At 72.5% G+C, this 16,763-nt stretch carries 17 protein-coding genes and 1 pseudogene; 5 read left to right on the top strand and 13 right to left on the bottom strand.

Translation table 11 applies throughout. The features are described 5' to 3' along the window. Window positions 1–49: 49 nt before the first annotated feature. Window positions 50–1,318, bottom strand: coding sequence for an RNA-guided endonuclease InsQ/TnpB family protein (locus AC27IY_RS19295; RefSeq protein WP_487178748.1), 1,269 nt, complete (start codon window positions 1,316–1,318; stop codon window positions 50–52). 66 nt (window positions 1,319–1,384) lie between these two features. On the opposite strand from AC27IY_RS19295, the pseudogene tnpA reads away from it, so the two are divergent. After that, window positions 1,385–1,799, top strand: a pseudogene (gene tnpA, locus AC27IY_RS19290) (IS200/IS605 family transposase). 161 nt (window positions 1,800–1,960) lie between these two features. Here the strand turns inward: tnpA and AC27IY_RS19285 are convergent. The 8 genes from AC27IY_RS19285 to AC27IY_RS19250 all read right to left on the bottom strand — a co-directional run bounded on the left by AC27IY_RS19285 (window position 1,961) and on the right by AC27IY_RS19250 (window position 7,695). Continuing rightward, on the bottom strand, window positions 1,961–2,848 hold the full coding sequence (locus tag AC27IY_RS19285) for a geranyl diphosphate 2-C-methyltransferase (RefSeq protein WP_344213285.1): 888 nt from the start codon (window positions 2,846–2,848) through the stop codon (window positions 1,961–1,963). Next, a complete protein-coding gene (locus AC27IY_RS19280; RefSeq protein WP_423451835.1) occupies window positions 2,845–3,987 on the bottom strand; it encodes a family 2 encapsulin nanocompartment cargo protein terpene cyclase in 1,143 nt (380 codons plus the stop codon). Before AC27IY_RS19280 ends, AC27IY_RS19285 begins: the two co-directional genes overlap by 4 nt. A gap of 40 nt (window positions 3,988–4,027) precedes the next feature. Continuing rightward, window positions 4,028–5,395, bottom strand: coding sequence for a family 2B encapsulin nanocompartment shell protein (locus AC27IY_RS19275; RefSeq protein WP_487178747.1), 1,368 nt, complete (start codon window positions 5,393–5,395; stop codon window positions 4,028–4,030). A 180-nt stretch (window positions 5,396–5,575) separates the two neighbouring features. After that, entirely contained in the window at window positions 5,576–5,878 is a 303-nt protein-coding gene (locus tag AC27IY_RS19270; protein WP_487178746.1) for an EthD family reductase, read from the bottom strand. A 62-nt stretch (window positions 5,879–5,940) separates the two neighbouring features. Continuing rightward, window positions 5,941–6,219 (bottom strand): hypothetical protein, encoded by a 279-nt coding sequence (locus AC27IY_RS19265; RefSeq protein ID WP_487178745.1) that lies wholly within the window; start codon window positions 6,217–6,219, stop codon window positions 5,941–5,943. Between the two features lie 63 nt (window positions 6,220–6,282). Continuing rightward, window positions 6,283–6,645: a hypothetical protein gene (locus AC27IY_RS19260; RefSeq protein WP_344213295.1), complete on the bottom strand. Its 363-nt coding sequence runs from the start codon at window positions 6,643–6,645 to the stop codon at window positions 6,283–6,285. 6 nt (window positions 6,646–6,651) lie between these two features. Next, window positions 6,652–7,218, bottom strand: a complete 567-nt coding sequence (locus AC27IY_RS19255) for a hypothetical protein (RefSeq protein WP_364461861.1) — start codon at window positions 7,216–7,218, stop codon at window positions 6,652–6,654. Window positions 7,219–7,233: 15 nt separating this feature from the next. Further along, window positions 7,234–7,695: an Hsp20/alpha crystallin family protein gene (locus tag AC27IY_RS19250; RefSeq protein WP_487178744.1), complete on the bottom strand. Its 462-nt coding sequence runs from the start codon at window positions 7,693–7,695 to the stop codon at window positions 7,234–7,236. A gap of 204 nt (window positions 7,696–7,899) precedes the next feature. Here AC27IY_RS19250 and AC27IY_RS19245 point away from each other — a divergent pair, with 204 nt between their 5' ends. After that, window positions 7,900–9,234, top strand: coding sequence for a hypothetical protein (locus AC27IY_RS19245; protein WP_487178743.1), 1,335 nt, complete (start codon window positions 7,900–7,902; stop codon window positions 9,232–9,234). Between the two features lie 41 nt (window positions 9,235–9,275). On the opposite strand, the gene AC27IY_RS19240 is transcribed toward AC27IY_RS19245, so the two are convergent. Next, entirely contained in the window at window positions 9,276–10,676 is a 1,401-nt protein-coding gene (locus tag AC27IY_RS19240; RefSeq protein ID WP_364461870.1) for a PLL family lectin, read from the bottom strand. 450 nt (window positions 10,677–11,126) lie between these two features. On the opposite strand from AC27IY_RS19240, the gene AC27IY_RS19235 reads away from it, so the two are divergent. Further along, on the top strand, window positions 11,127–11,606 hold the full coding sequence (locus AC27IY_RS19235; protein WP_487178742.1) for a hypothetical protein: 480 nt from the start codon (window positions 11,127–11,129) through the stop codon (window positions 11,604–11,606). 48 nt (window positions 11,607–11,654) lie between these two features. Here AC27IY_RS19235 and AC27IY_RS19230 read toward each other — a convergent pair whose 3' ends face one another. Both AC27IY_RS19230 and AC27IY_RS19225 read right to left on the bottom strand, forming a co-directional pair. Beyond that, entirely contained in the window at window positions 11,655–12,110 is a 456-nt protein-coding gene (locus AC27IY_RS19230; protein ID WP_487179113.1) for a Clp protease N-terminal domain-containing protein, read from the bottom strand. A 10-nt stretch (window positions 12,111–12,120) separates the two neighbouring features. Further along, window positions 12,121–12,324, bottom strand: a complete 204-nt coding sequence (locus AC27IY_RS19225; protein WP_170223733.1) for a helix-turn-helix domain-containing protein — start codon at window positions 12,322–12,324, stop codon at window positions 12,121–12,123. A 52-nt stretch (window positions 12,325–12,376) separates the two neighbouring features. On the opposite strand from AC27IY_RS19225, the gene AC27IY_RS19220 reads away from it, so the two are divergent. Further along, complete coding sequence (locus AC27IY_RS19220) at window positions 12,377–13,822, top strand: FAD-dependent monooxygenase (RefSeq protein WP_487178741.1); 1,446 nt, start codon at window positions 12,377–12,379, stop codon at window positions 13,820–13,822. Between the two features lie 3 nt (window positions 13,823–13,825). On the opposite strand, the gene AC27IY_RS19215 is transcribed toward AC27IY_RS19220, so the two are convergent. Further along, entirely contained in the window at window positions 13,826–15,340 is a 1,515-nt protein-coding gene (locus AC27IY_RS19215; RefSeq protein WP_364462234.1) for an FAD-dependent monooxygenase, read from the bottom strand. 206 nt (window positions 15,341–15,546) lie between these two features. On the opposite strand from AC27IY_RS19215, the gene AC27IY_RS19210 reads away from it, so the two are divergent. Continuing rightward, the gene (locus tag AC27IY_RS19210; RefSeq protein ID WP_487178740.1) at window positions 15,547–16,746 is read left to right on the top strand and encodes a cytochrome P450; all 1,200 of its coding nucleotides are present in this window, start codon (window positions 15,547–15,549) and stop codon (window positions 16,744–16,746) included. Window positions 16,747–16,763: the final 17 nt, after the last annotated feature.

Here is a 16,763-nt window from a genome sequence, read left to right as displayed (position 1 = left end):
GCTCGTGCCGCTTGCGCGGCCCTTGCCGTGGAACGGGGTGCTTGACGTTTCACGGACCCGGGTGGGTCTCCACGCCCTGAGACGGCCAGCCCGGCCGCCTGTCCTTGATGTTCTTGGCCCCGACGATGTCGGCGTGCTCGGTGTGCCCGCAAGAAGTGCAGGAGAAGATCGCTTGGCTCTTGCGGCTCTTCTCGTCCACCTTCCCGCACGCGGGTTCCGGGCACGTCTGGGACGTGTACGCGGGGTTGATCTCATGGATGACGCTGCCGGTGTAGCGCGCCTTGGAGCGCAGAGCGACTTCCAGGCCGTACCAGCCCTTGTCGAGAATCGCCTTGTTGAGCCCGGACTTGGCCGCCGCGCCGTTGCGCAGGAACCTGCCCGGCCGGCCGGGGTCGGGCCTGGGCTTGACGGCCGCGCTCATGCCCTTGGTGTTCAGGTCTTCGATGACCACATGCCCGTACCCGCGGGTGAGCCGGTGCGCGGCTTGGGCGTTGAAGTCGGCGCGCCGCCACCGGACTCTCCGCATGATCTCACTCATCGCGGCCGTGACCGCCTTGCGCCGCTTCGACCCCTTCTTCGTGCGGGCGAGCCGGCGTTGCAGCCGTAGATACCGTTCCGCTTCGCCGGGCGTGAGATACCCGAGGTCGTCCTTTCGGTCCTGTTCCGTCTCCCGTGGCGGCTGCCTGGAGGAGACACCGTCGCTTCCGGCGTGGCGACGGTCGAAGAACTCCCCGTCCGAGGTCACGGCGGCCGTGACCACCCCCCGGTCCACGCCCACCCATCGAGGGCAGGCGTGTTCCTCACGCTCGGCGATCCCATCGTCGATCAGGAAGCTGATGAACCAGTGCCTGCCGTCCCGGGACACGGTCGCGGACTTGACGCTTCCCCCGAGCGGGCGCGACATCCGAAACCGCGTCCACCCGAACTTGGGCAGGAAGACTCGCCCCCACTTGCGGTTGATCCGCTCCACGGGCAAATGTCTGGCGGTGGGGAACCGGAACGAGGGCCGCCACTTCGCCTTCGACTTCCAGTGCACCGTCCAGGCGCCATGCTTGCGGCACGCCTGGTCCAGGTCTTTGAGGATCTGCTGGATCACCTGGGCGGGGGCGTCGGCGAGCCAGTCGCAGTACGGGTCCTCCTTGGCGTCGGCGAGTTGCCTGCACTGCTCGGCATAGGTGATCCACTGCCCGCGTCGCCGGTATTCCCGCCGTTGTTCGAGACCGGTGTTCCACACGGCCCGGCAGATTCCGCCCAGCCTTTCGGCGAACGCCCGCTGCCCGAAGTCGAACTCCAGGCGGTACTTCCGGCCCGTCAACATGCGCGACACCCCCTCTTCCACGGGACGCTCACGACTCACCGACTCGAACACATTATCGTCCGGTCTATGAGCCAGGATGTGGAATACCGGCGAGGCAGAAAACGTGGTTTCCGCGCTGCACGTCCATCTGGTCTTTGTCACCAAATATCGCGGAAACGTGTTCGACGACGCGATGCTGCGCCGCTGCGAAGACATCATGATCGAGGTGTGCGACAGTTTCGAGGCCGAACTCCGCGAGTTCAATGGCGAACAGGACCACGTCCACCTGCTCATCCACTACCCGCCCAAGGTCGCGATCAGCAAACTCGTCAACTCGTCGAAAGGCGTCTCCTCGCACTACCTGCGCAAGGAGTTCCCCGGCCAGGACCCCGCCATCACGCACGGCCCCTTCTGGTCACCCAGCTACTTCGCCGCTTCCTGTGGCGGAGCGCCACTATCGATCATCAAGGCATATATCGAACAGCAGCGCCGCCCCACCTGAGGTTCCAGGTCCACGCTCCGCGCTGCCCCGCCTACGGCGGGCCATCCCCAAGGGGGACCGCATTCATCCCCGGCCTGAAGCTGAAGGCCGAGGCATTCTGCGGATCTTCGGTAAGGGGGGCCGGGCCGCCCCGGAGGGCGGCCCGGCCGGTGGGGGAAGGCTCAGACGCGGTCGGCGGCGATCAGCAGGTACTGGAAGCTGCCGTTCTGGTAGGCGTCCAGGAACGCCTGCTCGATGCCGGTCGCCAGGTGGCTCTGGGCCCGCAGCTCCCAGTAGGGGATGGTGGCCGCCGTCATGTCGATGACGCTGCACGGCACGAGCCGATTGGCCACCAGCTCCTTGAAGTAGGTGCTGCGGGAGTGGATGTCGCAGATGTAGTGGGCGTTGATCTGGCTGATGGCCCGGGACGGCAGGCCGTAGGCGTCGTTGTAGCAGCCGGTGATGCAGACGTAGCGGCCGCCCCGGCGCAGCAGCCGGGCGTGCTCGGCGAACAGCAGCGAGAGCTCGACGTACATGGTGCTCTCGTTGTTCCAGATCGCGGAGTAGGCGCCGGTCTCGAAGCCGGTGTCGAGCATGTTGCGGAAGTGGAAGCGCACCTGGTCGGCGACGCCGCGCTGCCGGGCCTGCTCGTTGGCGAAGGCCACCTGCTCCTCGGAGATCGACACCCCGTCGACCTGGCAGCCGTGGCGCAGGTTGGCGAGGAAGCTGGAGCCGCCCCGGCCCGAGCCCGCGTCCATGACGCGGTCGCCGGGGCCCAGCGCGCCGAGGTGGCCGACCAGGGTCTCGGCCTGCTGGGTCTCCAGCCGGTGCAGCTCGGCCACGAGGCGCTGCTCGCGGGTCTCCTCGGGGCCCTCCAGCACCGACCAGTCGACGTGGCCGATGCCGTAGTGGTGGTGATAGAGGCCGTCGACCTCGCCCAGCCGGAGATTGACGGGGTTGCGCTCGGCGTTCCAGTAGTCGGCGACGGATCGCTGGTACTGGCTGCCGAGCACGGAGTTGTGCGCGTTCGTGGTGGTCACGCGGGCGAAGTCCTTTCTGATGACGGTCATGACTGGTAGCGGGCGCTGCTGCCGTGCCATTCGAGGCATCCGGCCATCCACGCCTGCGCGCCGCGCAGGAACCGCTTGAGCTCCGGCGACGGCACGCCGGCCAGCGCCTGCCGGCCGGCCTCGAATCCTCGGACGAAGTCGTTGTGCAGGTGTACGGCCCGCTCGGTCGCCTCCTCGACCGAGCAGCCCTCCTCGGCGGCGATGAGCAGGATCACGTTGCTGTCGGGCAGCTCGTCGGCCGCCTCCCTGGCCACCGAGTGCAGGTCGTTGACCAGCACGCTGGCGGTGCCCGCCTGCATGAGCGCGGTGTGGAAGCGGCGGTCGTAGAACAGGTCGGCGGGCAGGTGGTAGCCCCCGACGACGTCGATGAGCGTCATCGAGGTGTAGAAGCTGTCGTGCTGGCGGGCGGCGAGGTAGCGCCAGACCGGCGGCGGCGTCTTCAGGTAGCGCCAGGCGGCGTAGGCGCACCAGCTCACGTACATCTGGAACGTGATGCCGCACACCCGCATCACCTGCGAGGGCAGGGCGTGCCTGCTCAGATGGGAGGTGGCCGAGCGGAGCGCGACCAGCACGGGGTCGGCCGTGATCGTCTCCTCCAGCTGCCGGGTGTAGTCGCCGGCCGGCGGCGGCGGGTCCATGGCGGACATCACCAGCGCCAGGCGGGGCGGCAGCTCCGTCGGGGTGGCGCCGAGGTCGCTCTCGTCGGCGTAGTAGTCGTCGGCCGCCCACCAGGCGGTGTTCAGCTGGGCGGCGACCAGCAGCAGGTCGGGGTCGTCGGTGTCGGGGTGGGTCAGCATGGCGAGCCGGCCGAAGCCGGTGCGGCCGAACTCCTCCAGCCGCCCCTCGTGCAGGCCCAGCCGCTCCGCCCAGGCGAGCAGCCGCCGGTCGACCTCCGCGCCGAGGTCGTCGTCGACGCGGACGGTCTCGGGGACCAGCAGCGGCGGATAGGAGCCGTCGCCCCAGGGCTGCTCGCGGTAGGGCAGCGGGGCCAGGCTGACGTGCGGGGACGGCCGCGCGGGGCCGGACTCGTGCCCGTCGCCCTCCTCCCGCAGGGGGGCGGGGACGGGAGCGGCGGCGCGCAGGCTGAGCGCGGACGTTCCGAGGCCGGTGGGCAGGACCGGGAGCCGGTCGGCGGGCATGACGCTCCTCGCGGACGACGAAACAGGGGGAAGAGGCGGGTCAGGAGCGCGGCGCGGCGACGTCGGCGTTCTCCAGGATCCCGATCGCGTCGGGCACCAGGATCGCGGCCGAGTAGTAGGCGCTGACGAGATAGGACATGATCGCTTTCTCGTCGATGCCCATGAAGCGCACGTTGAGGCCGGGCTCGTGCTCCTCCGGCAGGCCGGTCTGGTGGAGGCCCACCACGCCCTGGTCGTCCTCGCCCACCCGCATGGCGATGATGGAGGTGGTCTGCTGCGCGCTGACGGGGATCTTTCCGCAGGGGAAGATCGGGATGCCCCGCCAGGCCGGGATCTCGTGCCCGTTGACCTCGGCGCTGCCCGGCACCAGGCCCCGCTTGTTGCACTCGCGGAAGAACGCGGCGATCGCCCTGGGGTGGGCCAGCAGCAGGCGGGTCTTGCGGCGCATGCTGATGAGGTCGTCCAGGTCGTCGGGGGTGGGCGGGCCTGACCAGGTGGACAGGCGCTGGTCGTAGCCGGCGTTGTGGAGCAGGCCGAAGTCGGGGTTGTTGAGCAGCTCCCACTCCTGGCGTTCGCGGATCTCGTGGACCGTGAGCCTGAGCTGCTCCTCAAGCTGGTTCATCGGGTGGTTGTAGAGGTCGGCCACGCGGGTGTGGACGCGGAGGACGGTCTGGGACACGCTCAGTTCGTACTCGCGGGGGTGGAGTTCGTAGTCGACGAACGTGCCGCCGATGACCGGCTCGCCGACGTGGCCGGCGGCGATCTCGACCGCGGCCTCGCCGCGCCTGTTGACGGGCCTGCGGGTGCTGTCGAGGTAGCGGTCGAGGTGGGCGCGCAGGCCGGGGGCGCGGGCGAGGACACGCTGGAAGGCGGCCCACGGCGAGACCAGGATCGTGCCGGCGGTGGCCGCCCTGACCGTGCACGACCAGCGGGGGTCGTCCTGGCCGAGTGCCTCGTCGCCGAACTGGTCGCCGTCGGTGACGACGCCGAGGGACTCGGTGGCGCCGTATCTGCCGATGGCCTGCTTCTCCAGGCGGCCGTGGGCGATGATGTAGGTCTCGGTGACCGGCGTGCCGGCCGCCACGATCACCTCGCCGGGTGCGACCTCGCGCGGCGTGAACGTGGCGGCGAGGGCGGCCAGCACGTCGAGGTCGTCGTAGCCGCGCAGCGCCCGCAGCTCGGCCAGCGTCTCGGGGATGACGCGGACGTCGCCGGCGCCCTCCCGCACCACGCTCACCCGCCCGCGCCCCACCCGGTGGGTGAGGCGGCGGTTGACCCGGTAGGTGCCGCCGCGCACGTCGACCCAGGGCAGCATGCGCAGCAGCCACCGGGAGGTGATCGCCTGCATCTGGGGGCGGGTCTTGGTGGTCGTGGCCAGGGTGCGTGCGGCCCTGGTGTCCAGGCTCATCCGCTGTTCGGTGGGGTCCGTGGGCATCATCCCTCGCAATCGCCGACTCCTCGTCACCGAAAGTATTCACACGAACACGCTGGGCAGAGTAGCTCGGCGGACAGGTGATGCTTACCCCGGCTGTTTTTCTCCCGAGGCGTCAGGGCGGCCGCGCGGGGCCGCCGCCCTGACCCGCTCTCCTCAGACGATCGTCCCCGCGGGCCCCATCAGCATCTCGACGCCGGCGCCGGCGAAGTTCGCCAGGTCGGCGGCCGTCGCCCGGCCCTCCTCGCCGGCCATCGCCGCGCCGAACGCGGCCTCGTCGTCGAAGGTCAGGACCGCGACGAGATGGTAGGGCGGCCGGTCCCCGGCGGGCCGCAGCGTCGTGTACGACCGCAGCCCCGGCAGGCGCGCGGCGAGCGGGGCGTGCGTGCCGTCGTAGTGCTTGTCGAAGTCCTCGGCGCTCTCCGGGTGGTTGTAGAGCACGATGAGCTGGAACGCCATGATCCGCCTCCCTGGTCGTGGGTGCTTCGATCAAACCCCGGCCGGGGTCGCGGCACCAGACGTCAGGCGCCCAGATCGCGGACGATGTTGTCCAGCCGGTGCGCCAGGTTGTCGAGCATCTGGTCGGTCAGCTCCTTGCCGGGCATCCTGGCCATCAGCTCGTCACGGCGGGCGATCACCAGCCCCCGGTGCGCCTCGTCCACCTCGGCGTCGGGCAGCACCACGCACTCCCCGCGCACGTAGACCAGCGTGGCGTCGTCCCGGTCGGACTCCAGCAGCGCGCGCACGCACTCCCGGTCGATGAGCTGGGTGCCGACGGCGGCCCTGCGCTCGTTCTTCATGGTCAGGTCTCCTTCTCGCTCCGGCAGGGCCCGATCGCCCTGCCCGTACTCATCCGCCCGTACTCACCCGAACGTGGGCGGCCCGCCGTCCGAGCGCGCCCTCCGCACGCCGAACGCCACCAGGTACGCCGCCGCCGCCAGCGCCACCACGGCCGGCACGATCGCCAGCGCCGGGTTGCCGGCCAGCAGCGCCCACACGGCCAGCACCACCCCGGCCAGCAGGACCAGGGCGACGGCGAGCAGCCGGAAGCCGAGCGCGCTCCTCGGCGGCGGCTGCTCCTCCGGGTCGCCGTGGCCGCCGCCGGAGACGCCGGGCACGCCGGTGTCGCTCACCTTCCCGGTCGCCGACTCGGCCTCGGGGGGCGGCGGCTCGCGCAGCACGGGCGCGAAGAACTCGTCGTCGGGGTCGCCTGCGGGTCTGTTCATGGGGGTTCACCTCGGGTTCCGTTCCAGGGCGTGCAGGAAGGGCGCGACGACCGCGTTCAGCTCGGACACCAGCGCCTCCAGCGACGCCTGTGCGTCGTCCAGATTGGGCAGGCCCGCGGCGCGGGCGTGGGTGGGGGTGGGCAGCCGGTCGGGCGAGAGCGGCGTGCGCAGCTCCAGCGTGGTCAGCGCGGTCGGCCGCTCGTACGGCGGCGCCGCGTACCCGTCCCCGCCGCCCTCCGGGCGGTGCCAGGTGTGCCAGCCGTCGGGCAGCGGCACCGGCGGGGGCACGGCGAGCTCGACCACGGCCAGCGGGCCGCGCGCCTCCTCGGGGCGGTGGCAGGCCGCGTCGAGCACGCGCGGATGGCAGCGTACGTAGGGCAGGTCCGTGACCGGGCGCATGGCGGCCTCCCACGCGCCCAGCGCGAAGCGCAGCGGGTCCAGGGTGACGCCGGCCGCTCCCGGCTCCCCCTCGACCGCCGCGAACAGCTGCCGCCACCTGCGCAGCTGCTCCCCGTAGCGGGTCTGCGCGCCCTCGTGGGCCGCGTCGATCCAGAACGCCTGGGTCCCGGCCATGGCCCCCTCGCCCGGTCAGCCCTTGATCGCGATGCGGCGCGAACGGCCCTGCTCGGTCTTCGGCACGCGTACGGTCAGCACGCCGTCGCCGAGCTCGCAGCCGATCTTGTCGAGGTCGGCGTCGGACGGCAGGATCGTCCGGTAGACGAACGCGCCGGTGCGCCGCCTCAGCCTGGGCCCCCGCTCCTCCTCGGCGACCTCGCCCGAGACGCACAGCTCGTTGCCCTCGACCTCGACGTTGATCTCGTCCCGCCGCAGCCCGGGGAGCTCCGCGCGCACCAGGTACGCCTCCGCCGTCTCCTCGGTCTCGGCGACCGGCCGCCAGGCGGCGGTGTCGGCCTCGGCGCCCTGCTCGAACAGCCGGCCCATCTGGTCCCAGAGCTGCTGGAACTCGGTGAAGGGGTCCCACGAGCGGGCCGTCGGGCTCGCGCTCGCCCACGGCGCCGGTGCTCTGTGCCGCCTGGCGGGCAGTGCCATCGCTTTCACCTCCGTAACGGCAGGAACATGACCGTCCCTGCTCATGTGGTTCATCGCGTCCCTACCCGGCGTTCATCGGCAAACTCGGCGAAGCGCCGTTTCCTGACACTCCGGTGAACTGCGCTTGGGCGGGCGCACGCGCGCCGCCACCACCCCCTCACCTGCTTCGATTACTGTGAGTGATCACGTGAGGAGGGGATCACCATGGCACAGGAACCGAGGATCGACGTCGAGAGCAAGACCAGGACCGTCGAGAGCAGCCTGGCCCCGGAGCAGATCGAGCGCATCGCGAGCGCGCTCGGCGACCCGGGGGTCTGGTTCGCCACCCCGCCGGTGCGCGAGGGCGAGGCGGCCGAGCCCGACCTGGTATGGGAGCTCGTGGCGGACAAACCGCACCGGGGCCACGTGGCGACCGGCCGGGCCCACGTCCACCTGGCGGAGGGGCGCACGGCGCCGGTCCGGCCGCTGATCTTCGCCGACGGCTTCAATTACGGTCCGAGCGACCTGGCGAGCATGTGGCGGCACTTCAACGCGCCGTACGAGCCGGGCATCCCCGGGCTGCTCGACCAGCTCCTGGAGATGGGGCTCGACGTCGTCCTGCTGGGCTTCGACCAGCGGCAGGCGTACGTGCAGGCGAACGCGGCCGTCGCGGTGACCTGCCTGCTGCGCGTGCTGGAGACCCGGCGCGGCGACTCCCCGCTGATCGTGGGCGGCGTCGGCGCCGGCGGCATGATCACCAGGTACGCGCTGGCCCGCATGGAGAGCGAGGGCGTGGACCACCAGACCGACAAGTACTTCTCGTACGACACCCCGCACCTCGGGGCGTGGATCCCGCTGGTGCTGCAGCAGCTCGCCTACCTGCACGAGACGATCCAGCCGCGCCCCGACGGGGCCGGGCAGGCCGAGCTGATCCGCAGCCCGGCGGCGCAGCAGCTCCTGTGGGGCTGGCTGCCGGGCACGGGCTACTCGGGCCGGGTCACCGACTCCAGCCCGCTGCGCAAGGAGCTGCTGGAGGACATGCGCCGGATCGGCTGGTTCCCGATGCGGCCGTACAAGCTGGGCCTGGTCAACGGCTCCGGCGACGGGCGCGGGCCGGACCTGCGTCCCGGCACGCCGGTGCTGGACCTGGGCGAGGGGCCGCTGCGGCTGGTGGCGAGGATCCAGCCGGACCAGGGCGAGCTGCGCAACGTCGGCGCGATCGGCTTCGGCGAGCCTGTGTGGACGAGCGCGACCTCGTACGTGGCGGCGTTCGACGGGGCGCCCGGCGGCACCCTGGACGCCTTCGGCCGGGTCGCGGACGCGATGGGGCTGCCGATCGAGGACCGCTTCCGCGGCACCTGCTTCGTGCCGTCGGTGAGCGCGGTCGCGCTGGCGCGGGACCCCCTGACGTGGCCGTCGGAGCTCTACACCGACCTGCGGCTGCTGCAGAAGGACGAGACGTTCCTCGACGCGTACTGCTGCGACAGCCGCAACTCCCCGCACGGCGCGGTGTCGGGGACGCTGGTGGAGTGGTTCGTGGACCAGCTCGCGGGCTGGTAGAGAAGGGACGAGGGGCGCCGGCGCGGCGCCCCTCCTGCGCGTCAGCGGCTGCCGCGGTGCAGCACCACGAGCTGGTCGCGGGTGGCGTTCTTGTCGCGGAAGGCGAGGGCGGCCGGGGCCTCGGCGCTGAAGTGGCCGGGCAGCCGCTCGTCGGCGCTCCAGCTCGCGCCGTCGAAGGAGGCCCACCAGAGGCTCTGGTCGGCCGCGCCGCGGTGCACGACGTAGAGGCGGTCCTTGTAGACGGTGAGGGCCGGGCCCTCGGCCGAGAAGTGGTCGGGCAGCCGCTCGTCGCGGCTCCAGGAGGAGCCGTCCCAGCGGGTCCACCAGAGCGCCGTGTCCTCGCCGGCGCCGCGGTGCACGCAGTGCAGGTGGCCGCGGAAGACGGCGAGGGCCGGGCCGGACCGGCTGGCGTGGTCGGGGAAGCGGTTGTCCTGGCTCCACCTGCTGCCGTCCCAGACGGTCCACCAGAGGCTGTCGTCGTGCGCGCCGCGGTGCACGCACCACAGCTTGCCGTCGTAGGCGGCGAGGGCCGGGCTGCTCACGGTGAAGTGGTCGGGCAGCGGGGTGTCCTGGCTCCACCTGGAGCCGTCCCAGCGGGCCCACCACAGGGCGGTGTCCTGGCCGGCGCCGCGGTGCACGCAGTAGAGCTGGTCGTCGTACACGGCGAGCGCCGGGGCCTTCGCGCTGAAGTGCTTGGGGAAGCGCTGGTCCTCGCTCCAGCCCTGCTCGGCGTCGTAGACGGCCCACCACAGGGCGGCGTCGCCGTCGCTGCCGCGGTGGGCGACGTAGAGGCGGTCGCGGTACTCGGCGAGGGCCGCGCCCGTGGCGGTGAAGTGGTCGACGAAGCGCTGGTCCTCGCTCCAGCCCTCGCCCGGCTCGTGGACCGCCCACCACAGGCGGGCGTCACCGGCCGGCACGGCGCCCACGCGGGCCGGGACGAGTGAGGCGGGCGCGGTCCACGGCGAGACCAGGCGGGCGCCGTACGGGCGGGCGACCGAGCCGATCCAGCGGGCCTTGTTCCTGGCCGACCACTCGACGAGCGGCGTCAGCCAGCCGCCGAGCACCGCGCCCGCGGTCTCCCCGATCAGGGACGCCAGCTCGGCGGCGCGGGCGGCGGCCACCTCGTTGAGCTGGATCTCGAAGCCCCACCAGTGGGCCACGGGCCACACCTCGGCGCCGGTGGCGCGCAGCTCGCCCTGGAGGTGGCGGACGCGGTCCTGGTCCCGGGGGTCCAGCTCGGCGATGCGGCGCTCGCTCTCGTGCCTCGCCGCCAGCCAGGCGACCTCGGCGGCGGCGCGGTCGGCGAGGTCGTCGTCCCGCAGCAGCTCGGTCTCGACCGCGAGGTCCACCGCGGCGGCGGCGAACGGGTCGTCCTGCGCCTGGAACAACGTCGCCTCGTCGTCGAAGTCGAGCTGTGAGGTGTCAGCCCTGTTCTCGTCCATATCCAGCCCCCTGGGATGTGTGATGCGTACACGTACGAATCTGACACATAGTAACTGTGTGCGTTCACCCCGTTACGGAAGGGTTGAGGAAAGGAATCACCGTGCCGGTTTCCTGGCCACCTCGCGCGCGCAGCGGAAGGGCCCGGTGGGGACGCGTGCGCCGTGTCCCCACCGGGCCCTTCCTATCCCTTTAAAGCGCTGTCGCTGCCACAGGAGCCACCCAGTGCTCCGCCTCCCCTTCCCCCGGAACGGCTTTCCAGACCAGACGTTCGCGGCCGAGATGTGGACGCGCCCCACCCGGAGCCCGCTTCACCTGCTCTTATGCCATCCACAGGACGATGACAGGCTCTTCTCATCTTCGGTCAGCAGCATGTCGGGCGAGGGACGACCTCCGGGGCCGGGTTCATCAAGGATCGGCCAGGTCAGTCCCAGGATTGGATACTTCGAGCAGTGCGTTTCTCCAAGCCCTTCACCGTGACCCTCGCCGGCGCCGCCTTCCTCGCCCTTCCGCTCTCCGGAGCCGCGCTCGCCGCTCCCGCGCCGCAGCCGTCCCACGCGGCCCCGGCCGCCCCGGCGCCCGCCGAGAAGCAGGACGCCCGCGACAGGAAGGACGCCGGGCCCCGGCAGGTCTCGCTCTCGGTGGCGGTCGATCCGTCCCGGGTGCGGGCCGGGCAGACGTACGGCGTGACGATCCTCGTCAAGGGCCAGACCTCCGGCACCGCCACGGTGACCAGCCCCGAGGGCAAGAGCTACCGCCTCAGCCTCTCCGGCGGCCGGGCCGTCAAGGAGCTGACCGTCCCGTCGCGCGCCAAGGCCGGCACCCGGAAGGTGACCGTCAAGGTCGGCGGCAGGACGGCCACCGCCTCCTTCACCGTCGTCGCCCCGCGGCCGCGCGAGGAAGACGACCGCCGCCACCGCGCGGCCGAGTAGCCGCCGTAGCCGCCGTGGCCGCCGCGACGGCGGGCGGCCGGGCTCCGGTCAGGCGAGCCGGGCGCGGGCGGCCGCCCGGTCGATGCCGAGCCTGTCGATGAGCTGCGCGACCGGGTCCGGCCGCTCGCGGTCGAGCAGGGCGAGCGCCATGATCCTCGGCGCCTCGCTCCTGCTGCGCATCGTCGTGCCCTTGACCGCCCGGTCGACCACGGCGCGCGCGTTGGAGGTGAGCGAGCCGCCCCCGAGCGGCGGGTGCCTGCGCGGCCTCGACGGCAGGTCCTCGCCGACGTCCACGCCGAGCATCCGCAGCGCCTCGCGGTCGAGCTCGCCGAGGGCCGCGCGGGCCCTGGTCACGTCCGCGCCCAGCGCCCGCGCGACGGGCTCGTGGTGGAGCAGGCCGAGCAGCAGGTGCTCGGTGCCCATGCGCCGGTCGCCGCGCTCTCTCGCCTCCTGGACCGCCGCCTTCACGATCACTCCGAAGGCGCTCTTCTCCCAGCCGAACATCACGGGTGCCTCACTTTCCGTATTTGGCGTGCACCGACTGTCGTGACATGCCGAGCGCGTCGCCGATCTGCTCCCAGGTCCAGCCCTGCTCCCTGGCCAGCGCCACCGACACGGCCTCGACCTGCTCGGCCAGCCGGTGCAGTGCGCCGACCGCCCGCAGGCCCATGGCCGGGTCGTTCGACCTGATGCGCTCGGACAACTCTGTGACGTCCACGTGTGTCAGGCTAGATTGACAGCCGCGATTTTGTCAATCTAGCCTGACAGGCATGGAGAACGTGCTGATCGTGGGAGCGGGACCCGTGGGGCTCATGCTCGCGTGCGAGCTGAGCCTGGCCGGCGTCCGCCCGATCGTGCTGGACAAGCGTCCGGAGATCGGCGACCTGCCCAAGGCCAACGGCCTGGTCGGGCAGATCGTCGAGACCCTGGACCACCGCGGCCTGCTGGAGCGCTTCAGCGCCGGCAGCCCCTACGCGGGCCCCGCGCCCGGCCTGCCGTTCGCGTCCGTGCCGCTGCGCTTCGAGGGGGTGCCGGGCATCCCCCTGCGCGTCCTGCTCATCCAGCAGCCACGCCTCGAACGGCTGCTCGACGAACGGGCGCGGGAGCTCGGGGCCGACGTCAGGCGCGGATGCGAGGTGCTCGCGCTCGCGCAGGACGCGGAAGGGGTGACCCTGACCACCGGCCGGGGCGAGCTGCGCGCCCGGTACGCCGTCGGCTGCGACGGCGGCCACAGCCTCGTACGCGAGGCCGCCGGCATCGCCTTCCCCGGCGACACCGACAAGGAGAGGCTGATCGTCGGCCACTTCAGGACCGACGCCCGCTCGCTGGAGGCCGGCATGGGGCCCGGCATGGAACCCGGCTGGAACCGCAGTCCCCACGGCCGGGTCCTGCTGAACTCGCTCCAGCCAGGGGTGCTCATCGCCGGCATCCGCGAGCGCGGCGCGCCGCCCCGCGGTCCCGTGACCCTGGAGATGTTCCAGGCGGCCCTGCGCCGGCACCTCGGCCGCGACCTGCCGCTCGGCGAGCCGATCTGGCTGTCGTCCACCGTCGCGCAGGCCCGGCTGGCGGAGCGTTACCGGGCGGGCCGGGTGTTCCTGGCGGGCGACGCCGCGCACCTGTTCCCCGCGGGCGGCGCCGCGTTGAACGTGGGCATGACGGACGCGGTCAACCTGGGCTGGAAGCTGGCCGCCGTGCTGCGCGGGCGAGTGCCCGGGGAGCTGCTGGACACGTACGAGGCCGAACGGCGTCCGGCCGGGGCGCGTACGCTCACGCAGACCCGCGCCCAGGCGGCCGTCGATCGGGTGGACGGCGAGGACGGCGCCGCGCTGCGCGCGCTGCTCGGCGAGGTGTTCGCCTTCGAGGAGCCGGTCCGCCACCTGGCCGGGCTGCTGTACGACTCCGGGGCGCGCTACGACCCCGGAGCCGCGGACGCGCACCCGGCCGTCGGCAGGCCGGCGCCTGACCTGGAGCTGGCGGACGGGCGGCGGGTGGCCGAGCTGCTGCGGAGCGGCCGTCCGGTGCTGCTCGACCTCGGCGGCGGCACGGACGGCCTGGCGGAGGACGACTGGATGGAGGTCGTCCACGCCGCCGCCGCGCGGCCGCCCGCCGACGCGCTGCTGATCAGGCCCGACGGCTACGTGGCGTGGGCGGGCGCCGCCGGGCTGGCCGAGGCGGCCGGGAGGTGGTTCGGGGCGGTCGCCGCGAGCCGCGCCTGACGGTCAGCTCATGGCCAGCGCGCGGCGGAGCACGCCGTCCGGGGTGTCGCCGCGCCAGGCCACGTGCTGGTCGGGGCGGACCAGGGTCAGGGGCTCGTCAGGAAGCGGGACGAGCTCCAGGGGGACGCCGAGGTCGCGGGCCTCCGCCTCCAGGGTCTTGACGCCGGGCGCGTCCGGGTCGCCGAGGAGGCTGAAGCCCCGCCCGAGGCGGTCGTAGAGGGAGACGCCGGGGGCGAGCCAGCGGTGCGGGAGGCGTTCGCCGGCGCCGTCGGCGACGATCGGCGAGCCCGTGTAGACGTAGCCGAGCACCAGGTCCAGGCTGTGGAACTCGCTGTGCTTGGTGCGCAGCACGGCCTCGGCCACCGCCGGGCGCACCTTCTCGAACTCGGCCTCGTCGCCCATCAGCGCCGGGTCGGCCAGCTCGGGGGCGAGGGTGGCCATGTTCGCGGCGGCGGCCTCGATGGTGTCGGCGGCGATCGGGCGGCGCTCGGCCTCGTACGTGCCCAGCAACGCGGCCGGCGCCCACCCGTTGAGCACGGCGGCGAGCTTCCAGCCGATGTTGACCGCGTCGCCGATGCCGGTGTTGAAGCCGTGACCGCCGTAGGGCGGGTTCTGGTGGGCGGCGTCGCCGGCCAGGAACACGCGGTCGCTCGCGTAGCGGTCGGCCAGCAGCATGCGGGCGGTCCACGGGTCGGTCGCGAGGATCTCGACCTCCAGGTCGTCGTCCCCGGCCAGGTTGCGGACGAGCCGCACCGGGTCGGCGTCCTCGGCCCGTACGCCCTGGGCGATGCACCACCAGGTGTCCTTCAGGTCGAGGCGGCCGGTCAGGCCGGGCTGGGCGGGGTTGAGCACCCAGTAGTGGACGGCGGGGCCGTGCGGGACGCGCTCGGCGAGGCCAGGGGCGCGGAAGACGATGTTGAAGTTGGGCCGGGCGTCCTGGCGGCCCTCGTAGCGGGCGCCGATGGCGGCCCTGGTGACGCTGCGCGGGCCGTCGCAGCCGACCACGTACGCGGCCCTGACCTCGCGCTCCTCGCCCTCGCCCGACACGATCCGCACGGTGACCCCGTCGCCGTCCTCGGTCAGCCCGGCGACCTGCCAGCCGGTGAGCAGCGCGTCCCCGGCCGCCTCCCGCAGGATCTCCTCGACCAGCGGCTGGGGCGCCTGCTGGCCCGGCTCGGCGGCGAGGTCGGAGCCGACCAGGTCGAGGCCGAAGCAGCCGCCGATCCTGGCGATCTCGCGGCCGAGCAGGCTGTTGACGAACACCGCCTGGTCCGACCACGACACCGCGAGCGGGGCGCGGGCGCGTAACGTCTCGGCGAGGCCCCAGCGGCGCAGCAGCTCCATCGTCCTGGCGGAGGTGGTCTTGGCGCGGGGGCGCAGCCACGACACCGTCTCCCGCGGCTCGACCACCAGGCTCCGCACGCCGTGGTGCGCCAGCTCCACGGCGGTCGCCAGGCCGACGGGCCCGCCTCCGGCGACCAGCACGGGCACCTGCTCGGGCACGCCCGCCTTCTCCATCTCCACCGTCCCCAATCGTCCTCGGAAGTTACGGGCATGCTCCTGGCGTCCCGTCGCCACCGTCAAGGCGCCCGCGGGGGCCCAGGATCGCGGAAAGGTGATCAGGCGCGGTACGAACCCATAACTGATTGAAGATCACACTAGAGGCACCCCTCCCGCATTGTTACGGTTTACGCCACACCAACGACGATCATTCAGGGGTACGCATGTCCGAGTCCTCGGTGATGCCGCTGCACATGCGGCGCGCGCAGTTCGACCCCGCGCCGGACCTCGCCGCCGCACGCGAGGAGTCGGGCGTCACCCGGATCACGACCGCGTTCGGCGCCGACGCCTGGCTGGTGAGCCGGCACGCCTACGTCCGCGAGGTCCTGGGCGACGCCGAGCGGTTCCCGATCGCCAAGCAGACCATCGCGCGGCTGCCCGGAGCGCCCGAGATGACCCCCGAGCAGCTCGCCAAGATCAACGCGGGCAACCTGCTCGGCCAGGACCCGCCGGAGCACACCCGGCTGCGGCGCATGCTGACCCCCGAGTTCACGCTCCGGCGCATGCGGCGCCTGGAGCCCCGGGTCAAGGCCATCATCGACGAGCACCTGGACGCCATGGAGGCCGCCGGTCCGCCCGCCGACCTGGTGCCGTCGTTCGCGCTGCCGATCCCGTCGCTGGTGATCTGCGAGCTGCTCGGCGTGCCGTACGAGGAGCGCGCCGGGTTCCAGGAGCGCACCAGCCGGATGCTCGACGTCACGGTGCCCGCCGAGGAGCGGGTGGCGCTGCAGTTCCAGTCGCGGGCGTACATGGAGGACCTGGTCGGCCGCATCCAGGCCGACCCCGGCGAGGACCTGCTCGGCATGCTGGTCCGCGAGCACGGCGACGACCTCACCAAGGACGAGCTGGTCGGCATCGGCAGCCTGCTGCTGTTCGCCGGGCACGAGACGACCTCCAACATGCTCTCGCTCGGCACACTGGCGCTGCTCCGCCACCCGGACCAGCTCGACCTGCTGCGCAAGGAGCCCGAGCGGATCGAGGCGGCGGTGGAGGAGCTGCTGCGCTGGCTCAGCATCGTGCACTCCGGCACCACCAAGGTCGCCGCCACGGAGACCCGGCTCGGCGACACCGTCATCGCGGCCGGCGACCTGGTGATCTGCTCCCTGCCCACGGCCAACAGGGACTCCGGGCTGGTGCCGGACGCCGACCGGTTCGACCTGACACGCGGCGATCACGGCCACCTGGCGTTCGGGCACGGCATCCACCACTGCCTGGGGGCACCGCTCGCCAGGATGGAGCTGAAGACGGCCTTCCCCGCGCTGTTCCAGCGCTTCCCCGGGCTGCGGGTGGCCGACGGCGCCGAGCCGGTGTTCCGCTCGTTCAGCGTCGTGTACGGGCTGTCCTCCCTCCCGGTCGCCTGGTGACGCCTGCGGGTTACGCT

The sequence above is a fragment of the Nonomuraea sp. B208 genome (genome assembly GCF_057536035.1).
This window is presented reverse-complemented; position numbering and strand designations above follow the sequence as displayed.